Raw genomic sequence first — 18,490 nt, forward strand, 5'->3', positions numbered from 1 at the left:
ATCCTCACAGTTGATACCGGCGCATCCGGGTCTGGATACCGAAGAGATAGATGCAGACGCCCACGAGGATGATGGCGAACATGGCGCCAGCGATGGCAGAGCCCATATGCGGGTCGCCCAGTTGCAGCTGGAAGCCAAAGAAGGTGCGATACATGAAGGTACCGAGGATATCGGTTGAGAAATCCGGCCCCGCCAGCGCGCCTTGCGAGACGTAGATCAGGTCGAAGGCGTTGAAATTGCCCACAAATGTTAGGATTGAGATGATGCCAATCGAAGGGATGATCAACGGCAGTTTGATCTTCCAGAATGCCGAGGCTCCGGTGATGCCGTCTATTTCCCCGGCCTCAAGGATTTCTTCGGGGATCGACAGCAGGGCGGCGTAGATCAACATCATCGGGATGCCGACGAATTGCCAGACCGAGACAAGTGCCAGCGTCGTCAGGGCATATTCTTCTTTGCCCAGCCAAGGTGCAAACAGCGACTTAAGACCAACGGCGTCCAGCATCGAAGGTGCGATGCCCCAAAGCGGGGACAAGATTAGTTTCCACGCGAAGCCGACAATGACAAAGCTCAGAATGGTCGGAATGAAAATCGCGGACCGGTAGAGTGCCGCAAACCGCAGGCGGGGATGCGAAAGTAATGCCGCCAGAGCGACACCGATGGGGTTCTGCACCAGCATGTGGATCAGGAAGAACCAGAAGTTGTTGCCCAAGGCGTTCCAGAACTGCTCGGACCAGATCGGATCGAAGAACAGGGTGCGGAAATTCTGCAGACCCACGTAGATGCGTGTCTGATCGACCTCGGTGAACAATGCGAGGCGCAGGGTGTTGAACAAGGGGAAGATCATCACTGCCGTGTAGACCAGCACCGCAGGGGCGAGGAAAACGGCAATGTGCCAGCGTATGCGGCGGGTCTGCATGGGAATCTCCGGGGAAAAGGTCCGGACGCGACGCGGTAGCCGCGTCCGGTGTGAGCGGCCTAGGTGTTACTGATGTGGTGCGTACCAGCTGGCCAGACCGTCCTGCAGTTGCTGACCCAGCGCTTCGGGTGTTTCGGCACCCTTGATGGCGGCAACGGATGCACCCCAAGTCTCGTTTTCGAGATTCGGTGTGCCGCGCGACAGGATCTGGTAGGTCGAACGGATCGTGCTTTCGCATTCTTCGCGCCAGCCTACGATTTCTTTGGCCAGTGGATCTTCCAACTCGACCGGAGTGCTGGATAGCGGGAAGAAACCGGGTAGGGCGTTACCGAATATGCTGGCAAACTCGGGGCTTGCGACCCAAGCTAGGAAGGTGCGTGCAGCTTCTTGGTTCTCGCTCGCCGCGTTCATGCCGATGCCGATATCGGTGTGGTCCGAAATATAGCAGGTATCGCCCGCGTTCTGGACCGGTGGCTTAAAGGCGCCCATCTCGAAATCGGCCTGCGTGTTGAAGCCCGAAATCTCCCAGCTTCCTGCTGGATAGACCGCCGCACGACCCAGCGTGAACAGGTTCTGGCTGTCGGGATAGGTTTGCGCTTCATATCCGTCACCCAGATAGTCCGCCCATTTGGCCAGCGTCGCATAAGGGGCAACCCACTGTGGATCGGTCAGCTTCTGCTCGCCCTTGATCAGCGCTTGACGGCCTTCTTCACCTTTCCAGTAGTTCGGGCCGATGTTGTTATAGCCCATTGTGGCGGCTTCCCACTGGTCGTTGGTGCCCATCGCCATCGGGATATAAGTGCCGTCTTCCTTGATCTTGTCGAGGGCGGCAAAGAACTCGGCCTCAGTGGTTGGAACCTCGATGCCCAACTCATTGAACGCGTCTTTGTTGTAGATGAAGCCGTGGATCACCGATGCCATCGGTACGCAGAAGCTGGCTGATGCGTCATCGGTCTGCCAGGCGGATTTGGCGACGTCCGAGAAATTGCCCATCGCCTCCAGATCGGAAAGGTCTGTCAGGTGGCCTGCCTCATAGAGTGCCAGCGAGGCATCGAACGGGCGGCAGGTGATCAGGTCGCCAGCTGATCCGGCCTCAAGCTTGGAATTCAGCACAGCGTTATATTCCGCAGGGGCAGAAGGTGAGAAAATCACCTTGATACCGGGATGCTCAGCTTCGAACGCCGGTATGATTTTTTCCTGCCACAAGGCCAGATCGTCATTGCGCCAGCTTTCAATCGTCAGCGTGGCGTCTTGCGCATAAGCGCTTGTGACTAGCGCCGTGCTCATCAAGGCAAGGCTTAGAACTTTGCGTTTCATTTCGTGTCTCCCAGGTTGATGGTTTCTTGGTTTTGTTTCAGCCGCTTCAAAGCGGGGCGGAGGTGATCGTTGGTCTCACGCAACATCGCCTGCGCCACATCCAGCGACGCAGCGCCCGCCGCCAGCAATGCTGCGCATTTGAGATTGCCTTGCGCCGTCGTCAGCGCAGACGCTGCCTGTTCGGGGTTAACACCCGTCAATTGGCACACGATTCCGTTGGCTCGGGCGCGCAGCTTGTCGTTGTCTGCGCGCAGATTAATCATCATGCCGTCCTGAATATGCCCCAGCTCCACCGCCATCAGCGTTGATAGCATGTTCAGCGTAATCTTCTGCGCCGTACCTGCGCCCATCCGGGTTGAGCCGGAGATCAGTTCGGGCGGTGTCGGCAAATGGATCGCATGATCCGACAACCGCAGAAGCTCGGTATCCGCGTTGTTGGCGATGCCGATGACCGTCGTACCTATGCCGCGTGCGATTTGGGCCGCTGCGACAGTGTAAGGGGTTGTGCCACTGGCCGAGACGGCGATCAGGGTGTCCTGAGGTGATAGATCGGCAAGCTCATCTGTGAGAGTGGCAGAGATATCCTCGACATCTCCGGGCATTTCCGCGCCGGAGGGCAGACCGCCTGCCATATGTATCCGGATCTGATCTGTCGGGATCGAGAACGTACCCCCAAGCTCCAACGCGTCGGCGGCGGCCATCAGGCCCGAGGATCCAGCAGCAAGGTAACACAGGCTGCCACCCGCTCGGATCGTGGTTGCCATGGCGCGCGCACCTGCGCAGATCGGATCGGTCGCTGCCAGCGGAGCCGAGGCTGCAGTGGCCTGCGACTGAGCCAATAGGGCAGCGACATCCGTCAGCGGACGTGTGTCGAGCCCAATGGCCTTCTGATGCAATTGTTCCGTCACAGGTGTGCGCAAGTGATTCTCCCCCAGTTCTTCAATATCATACCTTTTAGATACCATTAGTCTACCATTTTGTTTGCGACGGCCGAAATCGCGATATTTAGCCTGTTAGGTTGCTTTTTGGTCTTCAAATTCTTTTAAAGGTATTATAAAGGTCTCAACATGACTCGCGCCTCTGATACCATTGTTCTGGCCGCCGATGGCGGTGGCACGCGGTGCCGTGTTGCCTTGTCCGATGGTGATCGGATCTGGCAGGTCGAGGTTGGGGCGGCGAATGTATCTACTGATTTTGACGCATCCTGTGCTGAGCTTAAGCAGGGTTTAGCTGCGGTGAGTCGGCAGGCGGGTGTTGACCTGACCGAGGTCGCAGATGCGCCGGCTTATCTGGGGTTGGCAGGGATTACCAGTCAATCTATCGCGGATCGCTTGGCCGGGGCGCTGCCTTTTTCAGATGTGCGCATAGAGGATGACCGACCGTCGGCCCTGCGTGGGGCGCTCGGGCCGGGTGATGGCTTTGTAGCCCATTGTGGCACAGGGTCTTTCCTGGCTGCGCAGCTTGAAGGCAAGCCGCGCTTCGCCGGAGGATGGGGGCCGGTTCTGGGGGATCAGGCCTCGGCCCAATGGGTTGGGCGGCGGGCGCTGTCCCAGGTGCTGGATTGTGTTGATGCGGTGTGTGAGCCGTCTGAGCTGTCTGCGCAGCTTTTGTCACGGTTCAAAGGAACGGCAGGTATCGTCAAAGCCGCATCTGACATGTCGCCCACCGAGTTTGGCGCTCTGGCACCTGTCGTCACTCAATATGCCGGGCAGGGGGATCCGTTCGCGCAGTCGATCATGCAGGCAGGCGCTGAGTATCTGCGGGACCGGTTGGAGAAAATGGGCTGGACCTCAGGTCTTCCAATCTGTCTGACCGGGGGCATTGGGCCGCAATACGCTGCCTATCTTCCAGAACCCATGCAGCAGGATTTGATGAAGCCGTTGGGTGATCCGCTATCGGGCGCAATCGCGCTAGCCCACGCTTTCAGGAAGGAGATCGAACATGAGCGTTGCTGATTTCCTGAGGCCAGAGGGCTGGCTGGGCCATACTGCCGGTCCGCGTTATGTGCAGTTACGTCAAAGGCTTGAGCAGGGGATTGCGGAAGGCATCCTGCCGCCCAACAGCTCCCTCCCGCCAGAACGCGAGATCGCGGAACTCACTGATCTGTCGCGTGTCACTGTGCGCAAGGCCATTCAGGAACTGGTGCGTAAGGGAACAATCGAGCAGCGTCAGGGGTCGGGCTCATTCGTGCGCGAGCCGGTTGCGCGGGTTGAACAATCGCTATCGCATCTCACCTCGTTCACCGAGGATATGGAACGTCGCGGGTTTGAAACCACCTCGACCTGGCTGGAGCGGGGGATATTCCTGCCGTCGCCGGATGAGATGCTGGCGCTGGGCCTGTCGGCCAATGATCAGGTCGCCCGCATCCACCGTTTGCGCGCCGCCGGAGGGAGGCCAATGGCATTGGAGCGCGCGGCGCTGCCGCTGGATATCCTGCCCAACCCGACCGAGGTCACCGGGTCGCTTTATGCGTTTCTGGAGCAATCAGGCTATCGCCCTGTGCGCGCGATCCAGAAAATCTCGGCCATCAATCTCGAAGCCCCCGAGGCGCGCCTTTTGGACGTTGCCGAAGGCACGGCTGGTCTTCGCATCCAGCGCACATCCTATCTTGAAAGCGGGCGCGTCGCGGAACTCACCCGATCCATCTATCACGGCGATGCCTACGATTTCGTGGCAGAGCTGCGTCTGTCAAACTGAAAGGCCGGGCACAATGTCCACCAAAACCACGCAAATGAGGCAAGAAATCAATGAGATACCGTGCGCTGTTGATCGGCTTTTGACCGACGGTGCAGTGGCCATTGAGGGTGCGGCGCAGGCGGTTCGTGATCATGATCCGAGCTTTCTGATCTCGGTCGCGCGGGGGTCATCCGATCATGCCTGCAGCTACCTGAAATACGCCTCCGAGCTGCTGTTGGGGCTGCCGATGGCCTCGGTGGGGCCAAGCGTCAAATCGATCTATGGCGTGGATATGCGTTGCCCTGGCGCATTGTGTATCTCGGTCTCGCAGTCGGGTCAGAGCCCCGATATCGTGCGCCTGACTCGATCACTGACGCAAGGCGGCGCCTATTCGGTCGCCATCACCAACAACACCAATTCAGCGCTCGCGGATGCGGCCTCGGCGGCACTACCTATCCATGCGGGGCCGGAACTGAGCGTGGCGGCGACCAAGACCTTCGTGACCTCGTTGGTCACAGGGCTATGGCTGCTGGCCGAGGTCAAGGGCGACGGCGCGTTGCTGTCGGCGATCCGCAAACTGCCCGAGGATCTGGCGCGGGCCATCACCTGTGATTGGGGTAGTGTGATAGAGGCGATCAATGGCCAATCCCTGTTCACTTTGGGGCGCGGGACCTCCTGGGCGATCTCGAACGAAGCCGCGTTGAAATTCAAAGAGACCTGCCAGATCCACGCGGAAAGCTACTCTTCAGCCGAGGTGCTGCATGGGCCCGTATCCATCGTGGATCAGGGTTTCCCAGTGCTTGCGTTCTCATCCGGCGATGCTGCTGAGGCCAACATTGCTGAGGTTGCCGATGCCTTGGCCGCAAAAGGCGCTCAGGTTTTCGCCACGACCGACCGGGTAAAGGATGCGGTCTCGCTGCCACATGTTCGGACGGCGCATTGGATGACGGACCCCGTCGCAGCGATTGCGTCGTTTTATGGCATGGTGGAAACCGTCGCGACGGGTCGCGGCATCAACCCCGACACCCCGCGCCATCTGAGGAAAGTGACGGAAACGGTATGAACACGTCGACCATCACCTTTGCAGGCGGCCCGATCTTTGACGGAGAGACTTTGTTCACCGACCACGCCGCCCGGTTCGTCGATGGGACGCTCGATGCGATTGTGCCAAGAGCCGACCTGCCGTCTGGTACCGAGATCCAGGACCTTTCCAGAGATATCCTCAGCCCCGGCTACGTCGATCTGCAGGTGAACGGCGGGGGCGGGGTGATGTTCAACGACGATCCCTCGGTCGACACCCTGCAGAGAATCGCTGAGGCGCATCGTGGGCTTGGGGCGGTATCGATCTTGCCGACGCTGATTACGGACACGCCTGAGAAGACTTCAGCTGCTATTGAGGCCGCGATACAGGCTGTTCAGCGTGGGGTTTCGGGCATTGCGGGTCTGCACCTTGAAGGGCCGCATTTGTCAGTTAAACGTAAAGGGGCGCATGACGGTGCTCTGATACGTCCGATGGACAACAACGACCTAAGCCAATATCTGGCAGCGGCGCGTGCATTGCCTGCGTTGATGGTCACTTTGGCACCGGAAAACGTGACGACTGATCAGGTTGATGCTCTGAGCCGCGCAGGCGTCATCGTTTCGCTAGGCCACACCGATGCGCCGTTCGACACCTGCACGGAATATGTGAAAGCTGGCGCGCGCTGCGTGACACATCTGTTCAACGCGATGAGCCAGTTTGGCAGCCGGGAACCCGGCTTAGTGGGTGCGGCGCTCTCCAACGGGGATCTGTCAGCCGGACTGATCGCGGATACCGTGCACGTGCATCCCGAAACGATGCGCGCCGCTTTTGCTGCCAAACGCGGTCCCGGGAAGATCTTTCTGGTGAGTGACGCGATGGCCGTCGCGGGCACTGACCTTCATGAGTTCCAACTGGAAGGGCGGCTCATCCAGAGAGAGCAGGGTAGGCTGACTTTAGAGGACGGTACTCTGGCGGGGGCCGATCTCGATCTGACGACCGCAATTCGGGTCCTGACGGGTGAGGTGGGTATCTCATTGGCCGATGCATTGGCTGCGGCCACACGCATTCCCGCTCAACTGATCAACGCGGGTCCGACACCATTGACGCTCAGCGGCACAATTCGGATTACCTCAGACCTGAGCAAAGCGAACCCGGTTTAATCCAGCGTGATTTCCTGCCGCTGTTTCCCTGTCGTCTTGTCGAAGATCAGGATGCGATTGTCGTCGGTGACAACAGCATACCAGTTGCTGCCAATGGTCAGCGCCTGCGCGCGCGCGCCATCGGGCAATTCGATCTGATCCGGCAGCGTCGGGGTGCGATCCGATAGGCGGATGACAATCAGGGCGAATGTCACTAGAACCCCGCCAATCATTACCGCGGTCAACAGCATGACCATGCGCCGCAGCAACCGAAGCTGTGGTGTTTCCTGCGGTTCCTGAGGTTCGGAAGGGACAGTCATGGGCACCCGCCTGATAGAGTTTCACATCGCGGCCGCGCCGCCGCCCCGCCTTGATAAGGCGCTTGCGCGGGATGTGCCAGCGGAAGAGAACCTGTCGCGCACCCGCCTGACCCGCCTGATCGGTGACGGGGCGGTGACGGTCGATGGAGCGGTTGTCGATGATCCAAAAGCTCGAATTGCCGAAGGTGCGCAGGTCGGGATCACCGTGGCCGAGGCTGAAGACAGCCATATTGGTCCCGAAGATATCCCGCTGGAAGTTGTCTATGAGGATGACGACCTGATCATCATTAATAAACCTGCGGGGATGGTGGTGCATCCGGCGCCGGGCTCCCCGAATGGGACTCTGGTCAATGCTTTGCTGCATCACTGCGGCGATGATTTATCGGGCGTAGGAGGCGTGAAGCGCCCGGGCATCGTGCATCGGATCGACAAGGAAACCAGCGGCCTGCTGGTCGTGGCTAAGTCGGACGCGGCACATCACGGGCTGGCAGCTCAGTTCGAGGCGCACAGCGTTGAACGTTACTATCGCGCGGTTTGCTATGGTGTTCCCGATGCGAACGATCCGCGCTTGCGTGGGATAAAGGGCGTGAGCTTTGAGCCGGGCAACATCATGCGACTGACGACGCAACTGGCGCGGCACAAGACCGACCGGCAACGGCAAGCCGTGCTGTTTCACGGTGGCCGCCACGCTGTGACCCGGGCGCGGATTGTTGAGGTTTTTGGCAAACCCGGTGGCTTGTCACTGATTGAATGCTGGCTTGAGACAGGGCGGACGCACCAAATCCGTGTTCACATGGCCCATGCCGGCCATGGGTTGGTTGGCGATCCGGTCTATGGTGGCAAACGCAAATTGGCCGCGAAGGCCTTTGCGCCTGAGGCGTCCGAGGCTGTGCGTTCTTTCCCCCGGCAGGCTCTGCACGCTGCTGTGTTGGGCTTTGAACATCCGGTCTCGGGCGAGATGCTGCGATTTGAGGCGCCGTTGCCGCAGGATATGGAAGATCTGATTTCTGCGTTGCGGCAGCCGGTGACATAAACTGCAAAGGCTTGTGAAACCGGCAATTTCAGCTTTTCTTTACATCAGGTTAATTTCAGACTGGTAGTTGATCCTCTTGAATATGTCGGGTCTGGTACCCATATCCCATGTTAAGGGCTTAAACATTTGTCCAAGGGACGGAAATAAATGGCAAATTACTCAAATCTTCCGGCACCGACACCCGAGGGTGGTCTGAACCGCTATATGCAGGAGATTCGCAAGTTTCCACTGCTGGAGCCGGAAGAGGAATATATGTTGGCCAAGCGCTGGGTCGAGGAACAGGATACCGAGGCCGCGCATAAAATGGTCACGTCGCATCTGCGTCTCGCGGCCAAGATCGCCATGGGATATCGCGGCTATGGTCTGCCGCAAGCTGAGGTGATTTCCGAGGCCAATGTGGGCCTGATGCAGGCGGTCAAGAAATTCGACCCCGAGAAAGGGTTCCGTCTGGCAACCTACGCCATGTGGTGGATTCGCGCCTCGATTCAGGAATATGTCCTGCGGTCGTGGTCGATGGTGAAGCTGGGTACAACCTCGGCGCAGAAGAAGCTGTTCTTCAACCTGCGTAAGGCCAAGGCCCGCATCGGTGCGTTGGAAGAGGGCGATATGCGTCCCGAAAACGTTGCCAAGATTGCCCAAGACCTCGGCGTGACCGAGGAAGAAGTGATCAGCATGAACCGCCGAATGTCCGGTGGCGATGCCTCGCTGAACGCGACCGTAGGGTCCGAAGGCGAAGGCACTATGCAATGGCAGGACTGGTTGGAGGATGAAGACGCTGACCAGGCGGGTGACTATGAAGCGCGGGATGAGCTTGAGGCTCGGCGTGAATTGCTGGCCGCTGCGCTGGATGTGCTGAATGATCGCGAAAAAGACATTCTGACCCAGCGCCGGTTGATGGATCAGCCTGTGACGCTTGAGGAACTCAGCACGCAGTACAATGTCAGCCGCGAGCGTATTCGCCAGATCGAAGTGCGCGCGTTCGAGAAGTTGCAGAAAAAGATGCGTGAGCTGGCGCGTGAAAAAGGCATGCTGGGCTCAGTCTGATCCTGTCGCACTGTTGAAACAACAACCGGCCTGACGTGCTCAGGCCGGTTTTCTTTTGGCAAGGGTGGCGGAGCGCATGACAGGAATGTCCTGCGCTGATAATGATGCGATAGCGCTAACGAGGCAGGGGAGGAACGATCATGCAAAAACCGGTTCAATGGGGCATTCTGGGGGCCTCGAAATTTGCGCGCCAGCATATGGGGCCGGCAATTCATGCAGCCCAGGGCGCGCGCCTATCCGGTCTGGCGACCTCTGACCCTTCCAAGGCCGAACCGTTCCAGCAATTCTGCCCCGATCTTAGCGTTTATCAAAGCTATGATGATCTGCTGGCCGACCCGTCGATTGATGCGGTCTACATACCATTGCCCAATCACCTGCACGTGGAATGGAGCCTCAAGGCGCTGGACGCAGGCAAGCATGTCTTGTGCGAAAAGCCGATAACCATGCGTGCCGAAGAATTCGATCAGTTGATTGCTAAACGCGATCAGACTGGTCTGCTGGCCGCTGAGGCATACATGATCGTACATCACCCGCAATGGCAGCTGGCTCGTAAACTGATTGCTGAGGGGGCGATCGGAAAGCTTGTGCACGTAACCGGCGTGTTCAGCTATGACAATCGCGCGGACACAGGCAATATTCGCAACCGGCCAGAGACCGGCGGCGGCGGATTGCGCGACATTGGCGTCTATGTGATCGGCAGCGCGCGATATGCAACTGGGCAAGAGCCGACCTCGGTTAGCGGAGCCATCCGGTGGGAGAATGACGTTGATGTCTTCACCGAAATTCGCGCGCAGTTTCCCGACTTTACCTACTCCAGCTATGTCTCAACCCGGATGCATCCCCACCAAGAGATGGAGTTTCACGGTGAGGGCGGTGTGATCCGCCTGACCGCGCCTTTCAATGCGCGCGTCTTTGGCGAAGCACGGGTCGAATTGCATCGCCCCGGCCTTGATATGCAAGTGACCCGCTTCCCCGGTGACAACCACTATGAATTGCAGGTCGAGGCGTTTGGTCGGACGATACGCGAAGGCGCAGAATATCCTTGCCCGTTGGAATTTGTGCGCGGCACGCAAGAGGTGATCGATCAGGTCTTTGACAACGCCGTATCGCTGTAGCTTGCCTCGGGCCGGGCGTATCGACTATTCTGCTTCGACTGGATCAGGAGGGCTCCATGGCCGGTGGTTGGGCGCGCGACGGCGCGGTGAGCGAACAAATCGAAGCATCGATCTCGGACGAGTTGGCGCGGATGCAGGCGCAAAAACGTCCCGTGGGCGAAAGCCTGACCCATTGTGCCGAATGCGAAGAGCCGATCCCCGAGAAGCGCCGCACCGCTCTGCCAGGTGTTAAGCTATGTCTGGACTGCCAGCAGGAGCGTGACAGCAGTTTCAAGGCGCGTGGCGGGATCAATCGACGCGGATCGAAGGACAGCCAATTGAAATAGCGCTTGGAGCAACCGGTGCAGGATCAGTCGCAGAAAAATTCAGTGCTGCAAAACGGTTTGGTTCTTGGCTTTCTCGCCGCGTTTTTGTGGGGCACGCATAGTGTAATCGTGCGATACCTGACCAGCGATCTGGGTGGGTTGCAGATCGCTGTATCTCGGCTATTCATTGCGGCCCTAGCGATGTACTGCATGTTACGCCTGATGGGGGCGCAAGTTTCTATCCGGTTTGGAGATTGGAACTTCCGGTTGGCGGTGTTGTCGACGGTAGTGAACTATATTCTCTTCCATATCGGTCTGGAGCACACCGGCGCCGCAAATGCGATGGTGCTTGAGAATACCGCGCCGTTCTTCGTGTTGATATTCCTGTACTTCTTCGCCGATACACCTGTCGGTCGTACCGAGGTTCTGGCGACGCTGCTGGCGATATTGGGCGTGGTCCTCACCGTCTATCGTGACTTTGAAGGCGGAGGTGAGCCCTTGTTGGGCGATCTGATGGAGATCGGGGCAGGGCTCAGTTGGGCTGTGTTCCTGATCTCAAGCAGTCGAGCAATGCAGTCTTCGGAAACAACCGCAGAAAGGTTGAATTTCCTGTTTGGGATCTTCCTGTGTTCCGGAGTGCTGTTGGTACCACTCGCGGCCTTCTCGCTGCAGATGCCCACCGCCAATGATCTGGTTTTCCTGTTCCTGCTTGGCGTTCTGCCCACCGCACTTGCCTACTATCTTTGGTATGAGGCCGCTGCGCGGGTATCGACGCTGACGGCAACACTGCTGTTCGCAGCATCGGTTGTGTTCACCTTTATAAATTCGGCGCTGTTCCTTGGCGCGACCATCACACCTCTGGCCGTTGTCGGAGCGGTCTTAATTGTCGCCGCAATCTTTCTGACCACGATAACGAAGGCCAAAGATGGATGAGGCGGCCCGTAGTGGCCGCCTCATCCATTTAGCTTTCCATCGCTTCCAATTCGTCAATGAAGCCTGAAATCATCGACAAGCCTTTGTCCCAGAACTCCGGGTCACTGGCGTCCAACCCGAACGGGGCCAGAAGCTCTTTGTGGTGCTTTGATCCACCGGCGCGCAGCATCTCGAAATATTTGTCTTCGAACCCGTCGGCCCCGCTTTCGTAAACCGAGTAGAGCGCATTCACGAGGCCGTCGCCAAAGGCGTAGGCGTAGACATAAAAGGGCGAATGGACGAAATGCGGGATATAGGCCCAAAAGGTCTCATACCCGTCCATGAATTCGAACGCGGGCCCAAGGCTTTCGGCCTGAACACTCATCCACAGCGCGTTGATGTCATCGGGGGTCAACTCACCTTCGCGTCGCGCCGCGTGCAGTTTGCACTCGAAGTCATAGAACGCGATCTGGCGGACAACCGTGTTGATCATATCCTCGACCTTTCCCGCCAGCAGCACCTTGCGCTGTTCCGGCGTTTCGGCCTTATCCAGCATCTTGCGGAAGGTCAGCATCTCCCCGAAGACTGAAGCGGTTTCCGCCAGCGTCAGTGGGGTCGACGACAGCATCTCACCCTGATCGGCGGCCAGCACCTGATGTACGCCGTGACCAAGCTCGTGTGCCAAGGTCATCACGTCGCGCGGTTTGCCCAGATAGTTAAGCATCACGTAGGGATGAACTTCAGTGACGGTGGGATGGGCGAACGCACCCGGAGCCTTGCCGGGCTTCACCGCCGCGTCGATCCAACCTTTCGAGAAGAAAGGGGCCGCGATTTCGCCCATGCGCGGATCAAAGGCGTTGTAGGCATCCATCACCATCTTCTCGGCTTCGTCCCAGTCGACGAAGCGGGTATCTTCCATTGGCAACGGCGCGTTACGGTCCCAGACCTGCATGACGTCCAGACCCAGCCATTTGCGCTTTAACTCATAATAACGATGGCTCAGCTTGGGGTAGGCGGCCACGACAGCCTCGCGCAGAGCCTCCACAACTTCGGGCTCGACGTCATTGGACAGATGGCGACCGGTTTGAGCGGTTGGCATGTTGCGCCAGCGGTCGACGATCTCTTTTTCTTTGGCTTGAGTGTTATGAACGCGCGCGAAAGTTTTGATATTGCTTTGGAAAACGCTGGCCAGCTCACGCGCGGCGGCCTCGCGTTTGGCGCGGTCCTGTTCCGTCAGCAGATTCAACGTGCCTTCGATATTCAGTTCCTCGCCATCGACGGTGAAGGTCAAGCCCGCGATGGTTTCGTCGAACAGACGTTCCCAAGCGTCACCTACAACGCCGAGGTCGTGCAGGAACTTTTCCAACTCGTCGGACAGCTGATAAGGCTTCATCGCACGGATGCGGCGGAACACGGGTTCGTACCGCGCCAGATCAGCATTGGCGTCGAAATGCGCCTGCAGCACATCATCGTCTATGCGGTTGATTTCAAGCGTGAAGAAGACCAGCGGCGTGGTAAAGACGGTGATCTTCTCCTGCATATCCGACAGGAACTTGGCGCGATCTGCATCAGTGGTCAGCTGGTAATAGCGCAGGCCCGCAAAAGACATAATCCGTCCAGCGATGGCGTTGATCTTTTCGTTGCGCAGTACGCAGGTCAGTAGACCAGCGGCATCCAGATCGGCCAGCTTGCCCTCATAATCCGCGGCAAAGGACGCACATTCGCCTTCCAGCCAATCCAGATCGCGGGACAGTTCTGGTGCGTCTTCCGAGGCATAGAGATCCGCCAAATCCCATTCCGGCAGATTGCCCAGATCATCGGAACCGCCGCTGGCATTTGCGTCACGGACGGGAAAGGGTAGGTCGCGCATGGATCACCTCGAATAAATAGCTTTGGCAAACATCTAGGCCCGGCGCACCCGGATCACAAGCAACCTGTAGGCCGATGCCTTAGTGACAGGGCTCGGGTTTCGGCTTTGCGCTAGCTGCCAAGAAATGCGCGGCCAATTGGTCAAACACTGGCCCGCGCACGTCGGGTCCTTCCATCAAAACCTCGTGTTCGCCGTCGGGTATCTCGACCAGAGTACCGCTGGGCCAGTTCGCCATGCGGGCACGGATCGCCTTGCGGTCGACGATCTGTTCATGGCTTCCGAGGAAGGTCAGGGCAGGGATGTCGGGCGCGTTCTGCTCCATCAGCCAGACGCATTCGTCCAGCGCCTCGCGCAGCCAGATCGTGGATGGTGCGCCCAACGCCAGTTCCGGATGCGCAGCCAACTGGTCCCGCATCATCTGGTACATCTCGGGATCGCGGGTCAGAACGTTCCCTTCGAAGGGTTGCGAGACCACATAGCTTTCCAGTGACGTTGTGGGTGGAGTTTTCTCACCCAATCCCAAACGCGGCCCCCAATAGGCGGTCAATTGGCTGAGCGGCTTCATGATCGGCGTGAAGAAAATGCCCCACATCGGCCCCGTGAAGGCGCAGGCGGCGAAATCAGAGCCTTCCAGCACGGCGCGCAGTCCAATGGCTCCGCCCATCGAATGACCGATCACGTACCAGGGTTTGGGCAGTTCAAGACGTTCCGCCATCTCGAGCACCGCGCGAACGTCATGCTGGTAATCGGTGAACTGTTCGATATGTCCGACACGCGCATCTGGTAACAGGCGATCTGCAAGGCCCTGACCTCGCCAGTCTATGGACATGCTGGCAAAGCCGCGACTCACGAACTCTTTGGCTGCGTTGCCATATTTCTCGATATACTCCGTACGGCCGGGGAACAGCATCACCGTACCGCGCGCGTCACCATCGGGGCGCCAATGCGCCGCCCGGATGCGTTTACCGTCTTCGGTGGTCAGCCAATGCGCCGCACCACCGGCAGGGCCGCCGGCCACGTCTTCGAATAAGGGGGCCGGCGTGTACTCCATCAGGCCAGCACCGAGGCGAGTTTCATGGCAATTCCCATGTCGCCGTCTACGCTCAGCTTGCCGGACATGAAGGCCCCGGTCGGGTTTAGGTCACCGCTGAGGATCTGCTCGAACGTATCTGCATCAGCGCTGAGGGTCACATCAGCTTCGTCATCGCTGACCCGCGCACCGCTTGCGTCCAGAATGATTGACCCCAGATCGGCGATTGCAAATTTGGCTGACGCGTCGAAATCACCGCCCGACAGTTTCTCATTCAATGCCGCCGCGGCTTTTTCCAGAATATCGCTCATGGTCTTCCTCATATTGTTCATGCGCCGTGAATGGACATCCCCGGTCGCTACGCTACACTGACCATTGTTATGGGTATTGCAATCAACAATCTCAAAGGTACCGTCGCGGCACTTGCTGCGATAGTCACGTTTTCCACCACTTGCGCTGCGCAAGAGGCGGATTCGCGGGATGAGGCGGTGCTGCTGCAACAACTGGCGCAATCGACGCCCGAGCAAGCCATCGGTCTTGATCGGCAATTGCAGGCGTTGTGGTCGTTGTCGGGATCGGCCTCGGCGGATTTGCTGTTGGAGCGTGGACGCGAGGCGCTTGAGGATGGCGATGTCGAAGCCGCGTTGGATCATCTGACCGCACTCACGGATCACGCGCCTGAATTTGCTGAAGGCTGGCACGTGCGCGCCTCGGCCTTCTTTGGTATCGATCGGTTTGGAATGGCGGCGGCGGATCTTGAGCATGCTTTGACTCTCAATCCGAACAATTATGAGGCCATTTACGGCCTCGGCCTGATCTTCGAGATCGTTGGAAAGCCCGAACAAGCGCTTGATGCCTATTCGCGTGCGCTGGCTATACATCCCCACCACGAAGAAGTAACCAATGCCGTGAATCGGCTGAAGCCTCAGGTTGAAGGCAAGGCGCTGTAAGTCTCAGGGCGCAGGGGGCAAAGGTGAGCGGGTCATCCCGAATCGTGGCCGTACTTGGCCCAACGAACACAGGTAAAACTCACTACGCGATTGAACGTATGCTGGGGTACCGGACCGGTGTCATCGGCCTGCCTCTGCGTCTGCTCGCGCGTGAGGTTTACGACAAGATCGTCGCTATTCGCGGCCCATCGGTTGTCGCGTTGGTGACGGGTGAGGAACGGATCGTACCGCCCCGGACGCAATATTGGGTTTGCACGGTCGAAGCTATGCCCGAGGGCATGGGTGCGGATTTCGTAGCCATCGATGAAATCCAGCTCTGTGCTGATCCCGAACGTGGCCATGTGTTCACTGACCGCCTGCTACGCGCCCGTGGGACAAACGAGACTCTGTTCTTGGGGTCCGACACGATGCGCGGCGCGATCGCTGCGCTTGTGCCCGAGGCGCAGTTTGTCCGGCGCGAGCGGATGTCGCAGCTTGTCTACTCCGGGTCCAAGAAGATCAGCCGGATGCCCCCACGCAGTGCCATCGTCGGGTTTTCGGTCGAAAACGTATATGCCATCGCTGAACTGCTTCGCCGTCAAAAGGGTGGGGCGGCTGTGGTCATGGGCGCGCTCAGCCCGCGCACGCGGAATGCGCAGGTGGACCTCTATCAGAATGGCGAGGTCGACTATCTGGTTGCCACCGATGCCATTGGGATGGGCTTGAATCTTGACGTCAATCATGTGGCGTTTTCGTCCCTGACCAAGTTCGATGGTCGTCGGATGCGTCCGCTGGCTCCGAACGAGCTGGCCCAGATCGCTGGCCGTGCCGGGCGCGGCATGTCTGACGGCACTTTCGGTGTGACCGGTGAAGCCCCGCCGCTGGATGAGGGCGTCGCGCAGGCCATCATGGACAGCAGATTTACGCCGATGAAAAAGCTGAACTGGCGGAATGCTGCTTTGCGCTTCGGCTCTATCGAAGCGCTGATCGAGTCGCTTGAGGTCAGCCCCGATAGTGAAAACCTGATCAAAGCGCGCCCCGCCGACGATCTGAACGTATTGAAATCGCTGTCGCAGATTACCGAAATCATGGCCCGTGCCAGCGATGGCCAATCCGTCCGCTTGCTCTGGGATGTGTGCAGAATCCCCGATTTTCGCGGTATCAGCCACGCGGAACATGCCAGCCTGCTCGAAGTGATCTATGGTCACCTGCACGAACGCCAATCCATCCCCGACGATTTCATGGCGCGGCAAATCCGCCGCATCGACCGAACGGACGGAGATATTGATGCGCTCTCCAAAAGGTTGGCATATATTCGCACCTGGACATATGTTGCGCAACGAAACGGCTGGGTGCGTGACGAATCGCATTGGCGTGAGGAAACACGCACTGTAGAAGACAGGCTGTCGGACGCTCTGCATGACCGTCTGACTCAGAGATTTGTGGACCGGCGCACATCCGTCTTGCTGCGCCGGCTCAAACAGAAGGAGGCCCTTTTGGCCGAAGTAAATGACAAGGGTGAAGTGACCGTCGAAGGCGAATTCGTCGGTCGTCTGGAAGGGTTCCGGTTTACACCGGACAAAAGCGCGCAAGGGGCTGAGGCGAAAGCTTTGAAATCGGCTTCCCTGCAAGCTCTCGCGCCGCAATTCCATCTGCGTGCCGACCGCTTCTACAACGCGCCCGATACCGAAATTGATTTCACCGATCAGGGTGGCCTGATGTGGGGCGAATATGCCGTCGGCAAACTGGTTGCCGGGGCAGAGCCTCTCAAACCGATGGTCGAGGTTTTTGTGGATGAAGCCGCAGGGCCAGATGTCGAACAGAAAGTGCAGCGCCGGTTGCAGCACTTCATCGACCGCAAAGTGGCCGCGCTGTTCGAGCCGCTGCTGAACCTGTCGCGGGACGAGGAACTGTCCGGTCTGGCCAAAGGTTTCGCCTTCCGCATGGTCGAGGCGCTGGGCGTTCTGCCCCGCGCGCAAGTCGCGCAAGAGGTCAAGGATCTGGATCAGGACGCCCGCGGCGCGCTGCGCAAGCACGGCATCCGCTTTGGCCAGTTCACCATCTTCATGCCACTGTTGCTGAAACCTGCGCCCACGCGCCTGCGTCTTGTGCTGTGGGCGTTGTCCAGTGGTCTGCAGGAATTCCCCGAAGCACCGCCTCCGGGTCTGGTCACTGTACCGGTCGCCAAGGATGCGCCGCAGGGCTATGACACCATGTGCGGCTACCGCGACGCGGGCGAACGCTCGATCCGGATCGACATGCTGGAACGCCTGGCCGATATGTTGCGGTCCGAAGACAGTCGGGGTGGGTTCGAAGCCAAACCCGACATGCTGTCGATCACGGGCATGACACTGGATCAGTTCGCCGATCTGATGCAGGGCCTGGGATACAAGGCCGAACGCGGCGAGCGTGAAAAGGTTAAAACGGTCGTCGCAGAACAGCCTGTGGCAGAGGCGGCGGAGCAACCTGCGGTCGAAGAGACTCCTGCACCAGAGGCTGCAACGGAAGAGGTTGGCGCACCTGCCGAGGCATCGGCCGAAGCCCCCGAAAGCACCGAAGCGGCAGCCGAGGCCCCCGCTGCGGAACCAGCATCGGATGAGCCGGAGGTAGAGGTGCTCTATACCTTTACCTGGGGCCGTCAGCGCCAGCAAAATCGCGGCCCGCGCCGCGAGCAAGGGCAGGGCAAGGGCAAACCACGTGGTAAGCCGCAGGATGGTCGTAGACCGCAGGGCAAGAAGGGCGGCAAGCCGCAGGGTGCCAAGAGCTTCTCGTCACGTCCTCCGAAAAAGGAAAAGGCAATTGATCCTGACAACCCATTCGCCGCCGCGCTGATGGGTTTGAAGGACGGCAACTGACCGAC

18 protein-coding genes are annotated in these 18,490 nt (G+C 58.8%); 11 read left to right on the plus strand and 7 right to left on the minus strand.

Annotation, left to right across the window (positions count from 1 at the left end):
• Nucleotides 1–4 precede the first annotated feature (4 nt).
• The 3 genes from ACR0IV_RS02585 to ACR0IV_RS02595 all read right to left on the minus strand — a co-directional run bounded on the left by ACR0IV_RS02585 (nucleotide 5) and on the right by ACR0IV_RS02595 (nucleotide 3,156).
• Nucleotides 5–919, minus strand: coding sequence for a carbohydrate ABC transporter permease (locus ACR0IV_RS02585; RefSeq protein WP_480658008.1), 915 nt, complete (start codon nucleotides 917–919; stop codon nucleotides 5–7).
• A 66-nt stretch (nucleotides 920–985) separates the two neighbouring features.
• On the minus strand, nucleotides 986–2,236 hold the full coding sequence (locus ACR0IV_RS02590; protein WP_480470114.1) for an ABC transporter substrate-binding protein: 1,251 nt from the start codon (nucleotides 2,234–2,236) through the stop codon (nucleotides 986–988).
• Nucleotides 2,233–3,156 carry an N-acetylmuramic acid 6-phosphate etherase gene (locus ACR0IV_RS02595; protein ID WP_480658007.1) on the minus strand — a complete coding sequence of 308 codons (924 nt, stop codon included), beginning with the start codon at nucleotides 3,154–3,156 and terminating at the stop codon, nucleotides 2,233–2,235. Before ACR0IV_RS02595 ends, ACR0IV_RS02590 begins: the two co-directional genes overlap by 4 nt.
• Before the next feature lie 147 nt (nucleotides 3,157–3,303).
• Here ACR0IV_RS02595 and ACR0IV_RS02600 point away from each other — a divergent pair, with 147 nt between their 5' ends.
• From ACR0IV_RS02600 to nagA, 4 genes are read left to right on the plus strand one after another with little or no spacing between them, the layout of a single operon-like run.
• Nucleotides 3,304–4,191: a glucosamine kinase nucleotide-binding domain-containing protein gene (locus ACR0IV_RS02600; protein WP_480658006.1), complete on the plus strand. Its 888-nt coding sequence runs from the start codon at nucleotides 3,304–3,306 to the stop codon at nucleotides 4,189–4,191.
• Nucleotides 4,178–4,933, plus strand: coding sequence for a GntR family transcriptional regulator (locus tag ACR0IV_RS02605; RefSeq protein ID WP_480470111.1), 756 nt, complete (start codon nucleotides 4,178–4,180; stop codon nucleotides 4,931–4,933). The genes ACR0IV_RS02600 and ACR0IV_RS02605 overlap by 14 nt, the downstream gene beginning before the upstream one ends.
• A 13-nt stretch (nucleotides 4,934–4,946) precedes the next feature.
• Complete coding sequence (locus ACR0IV_RS02610) at nucleotides 4,947–5,975, plus strand: SIS domain-containing protein (protein ID WP_480658005.1); 1,029 nt, start codon at nucleotides 4,947–4,949, stop codon at nucleotides 5,973–5,975.
• On the plus strand, nucleotides 5,972–7,093 hold the full coding sequence (nagA, locus tag ACR0IV_RS02615; protein ID WP_480658004.1) for an N-acetylglucosamine-6-phosphate deacetylase: 1,122 nt from the start codon (nucleotides 5,972–5,974) through the stop codon (nucleotides 7,091–7,093). Before ACR0IV_RS02610 ends, nagA begins: the two co-directional genes overlap by 4 nt.
• Here nagA and ACR0IV_RS02620 read toward each other — a convergent pair.
• Nucleotides 7,090–7,392: a DUF6476 family protein gene (locus ACR0IV_RS02620; protein WP_480470108.1), complete on the minus strand. Its 303-nt coding sequence runs from the start codon at nucleotides 7,390–7,392 to the stop codon at nucleotides 7,090–7,092. The genes nagA and ACR0IV_RS02620 overlap by 4 nt on opposite strands.
• Between ACR0IV_RS02620 and ACR0IV_RS02625 the strand changes: the two genes are divergently transcribed.
• From ACR0IV_RS02625 to ACR0IV_RS02645, 5 genes are all read left to right on the plus strand, one after another.
• Nucleotides 7,391–8,425: an RluA family pseudouridine synthase gene (locus tag ACR0IV_RS02625; protein ID WP_480658003.1), complete on the plus strand. Its 1,035-nt coding sequence runs from the start codon at nucleotides 7,391–7,393 to the stop codon at nucleotides 8,423–8,425. The genes ACR0IV_RS02620 and ACR0IV_RS02625 overlap by 2 nt on opposite strands.
• Before the next feature lie 147 nt (nucleotides 8,426–8,572).
• Nucleotides 8,573–9,469: an RNA polymerase sigma factor RpoH gene (rpoH, locus tag ACR0IV_RS02630; protein WP_480470106.1), complete on the plus strand. Its 897-nt coding sequence runs from the start codon at nucleotides 8,573–8,575 to the stop codon at nucleotides 9,467–9,469.
• A gap of 140 nt (nucleotides 9,470–9,609) precedes the next feature.
• Complete coding sequence (locus ACR0IV_RS02635; RefSeq protein ID WP_480658001.1) at nucleotides 9,610–10,584, plus strand: Gfo/Idh/MocA family protein; 975 nt, start codon at nucleotides 9,610–9,612, stop codon at nucleotides 10,582–10,584.
• Nucleotides 10,585–10,640: 56 nt separating this feature from the next.
• Entirely contained in the window at nucleotides 10,641–10,910 is a 270-nt protein-coding gene (locus tag ACR0IV_RS02640) for a DksA/TraR family C4-type zinc finger protein (protein WP_480470104.1), read from the plus strand.
• 15 nt (nucleotides 10,911–10,925) lie between these two features.
• Complete coding sequence (locus tag ACR0IV_RS02645; protein WP_480657999.1) at nucleotides 10,926–11,822, plus strand: DMT family transporter; 897 nt, start codon at nucleotides 10,926–10,928, stop codon at nucleotides 11,820–11,822.
• A gap of 28 nt (nucleotides 11,823–11,850) precedes the next feature.
• Here ACR0IV_RS02645 and ACR0IV_RS02650 read toward each other — a convergent pair whose 3' ends face one another.
• The 3 genes from ACR0IV_RS02650 to ACR0IV_RS02660 form a co-directional block, all read right to left on the minus strand.
• Complete coding sequence (locus ACR0IV_RS02650) at nucleotides 11,851–13,671, minus strand: M3 family oligoendopeptidase (protein WP_480657998.1); 1,821 nt, start codon at nucleotides 13,669–13,671, stop codon at nucleotides 11,851–11,853.
• Between the two features lie 79 nt (nucleotides 13,672–13,750).
• On the minus strand, nucleotides 13,751–14,722 hold the full coding sequence (locus tag ACR0IV_RS02655; RefSeq protein WP_480657997.1) for an alpha/beta fold hydrolase: 972 nt from the start codon (nucleotides 14,720–14,722) through the stop codon (nucleotides 13,751–13,753).
• Nucleotides 14,722–15,012 carry an SCP2 sterol-binding domain-containing protein gene (locus ACR0IV_RS02660; protein ID WP_010439389.1) on the minus strand — a complete coding sequence of 97 codons (291 nt, stop codon included), beginning with the start codon at nucleotides 15,010–15,012 and terminating at the stop codon, nucleotides 14,722–14,724. The genes ACR0IV_RS02655 and ACR0IV_RS02660 overlap by 1 nt, the downstream gene beginning before the upstream one ends.
• Nucleotides 15,013–15,042: 30 nt before the next feature.
• On the opposite strand from ACR0IV_RS02660, the gene ACR0IV_RS02665 reads away from it, so the two are divergent.
• Nucleotides 15,043–15,651, plus strand: coding sequence for a tetratricopeptide repeat protein (locus ACR0IV_RS02665; RefSeq protein WP_480470100.1), 609 nt, complete (start codon nucleotides 15,043–15,045; stop codon nucleotides 15,649–15,651).
• 23 nt (nucleotides 15,652–15,674) lie between these two features.
• Nucleotides 15,675–18,485: a helicase-related protein gene (locus tag ACR0IV_RS02670; protein ID WP_480657995.1), complete on the plus strand. Its 2,811-nt coding sequence runs from the start codon at nucleotides 15,675–15,677 to the stop codon at nucleotides 18,483–18,485.
• Nucleotides 18,486–18,490 lie beyond the last annotated feature (5 nt).

The organism is Ruegeria sp. C2 (assembly GCF_056537765.1).

What these genes read in the sequence shown, in the direction of transcription:
- ACR0IV_RS02635 (WP_480658001.1), top strand. Translation starts at nt 9,610, where the DNA reads ATGCAAAAACCGGTTCAATGGGGCATTCTGGGGGCCTCGAAATTTGCG.
- ACR0IV_RS02610 (WP_480658005.1), top strand. Translation starts at nt 4,947, where the DNA reads ATGTCCACCAAAACCACGCAAATGAGGCAAGAAATCAATGAGATACCG.
- ACR0IV_RS02655 (WP_480657997.1), bottom strand. Translation starts at nt 14,722, where the DNA reads ATGGAGTACACGCCGGCCCCCTTATTCGAAGACGTGGCCGGCGGCCCT.
- ACR0IV_RS02605 (WP_480470111.1), top strand. Translation starts at nt 4,178, where the DNA reads ATGAGCGTTGCTGATTTCCTGAGGCCAGAGGGCTGGCTGGGCCATACT.
- ACR0IV_RS02640 (WP_480470104.1), top strand. Translation starts at nt 10,641, where the DNA reads ATGGCCGGTGGTTGGGCGCGCGACGGCGCGGTGAGCGAACAAATCGAA.
- ACR0IV_RS02590 (WP_480470114.1), bottom strand. Translation starts at nt 2,236, where the DNA reads ATGAAACGCAAAGTTCTAAGCCTTGCCTTGATGAGCACGGCGCTAGTC.
- ACR0IV_RS02660 (WP_010439389.1), bottom strand. Translation starts at nt 15,012, where the DNA reads ATGAGCGATATTCTGGAAAAAGCCGCGGCGGCATTGAATGAGAAACTG.
- ACR0IV_RS02650 (WP_480657998.1), bottom strand. Translation starts at nt 13,671, where the DNA reads ATGCGCGACCTACCCTTTCCCGTCCGTGACGCAAATGCCAGCGGCGGT.
- ACR0IV_RS02600 (WP_480658006.1), top strand. Translation starts at nt 3,304, where the DNA reads ATGACTCGCGCCTCTGATACCATTGTTCTGGCCGCCGATGGCGGTGGC.
- rpoH (WP_480470106.1), top strand. Translation starts at nt 8,573, where the DNA reads ATGGCAAATTACTCAAATCTTCCGGCACCGACACCCGAGGGTGGTCTG.
- nagA (WP_480658004.1), top strand. Translation starts at nt 5,972, where the DNA reads ATGAACACGTCGACCATCACCTTTGCAGGCGGCCCGATCTTTGACGGA.
- ACR0IV_RS02585 (WP_480658008.1), bottom strand. Translation starts at nt 919, where the DNA reads ATGCAGACCCGCCGCATACGCTGGCACATTGCCGTTTTCCTCGCCCCT.
- ACR0IV_RS02625 (WP_480658003.1), top strand. Translation starts at nt 7,391, where the DNA reads ATGGGCACCCGCCTGATAGAGTTTCACATCGCGGCCGCGCCGCCGCCC.
- ACR0IV_RS02620 (WP_480470108.1), bottom strand. Translation starts at nt 7,392, where the DNA reads ATGACTGTCCCTTCCGAACCTCAGGAACCGCAGGAAACACCACAGCTT.
- ACR0IV_RS02665 (WP_480470100.1), top strand. Translation starts at nt 15,043, where the DNA reads ATGGACATCCCCGGTCGCTACGCTACACTGACCATTGTTATGGGTATT.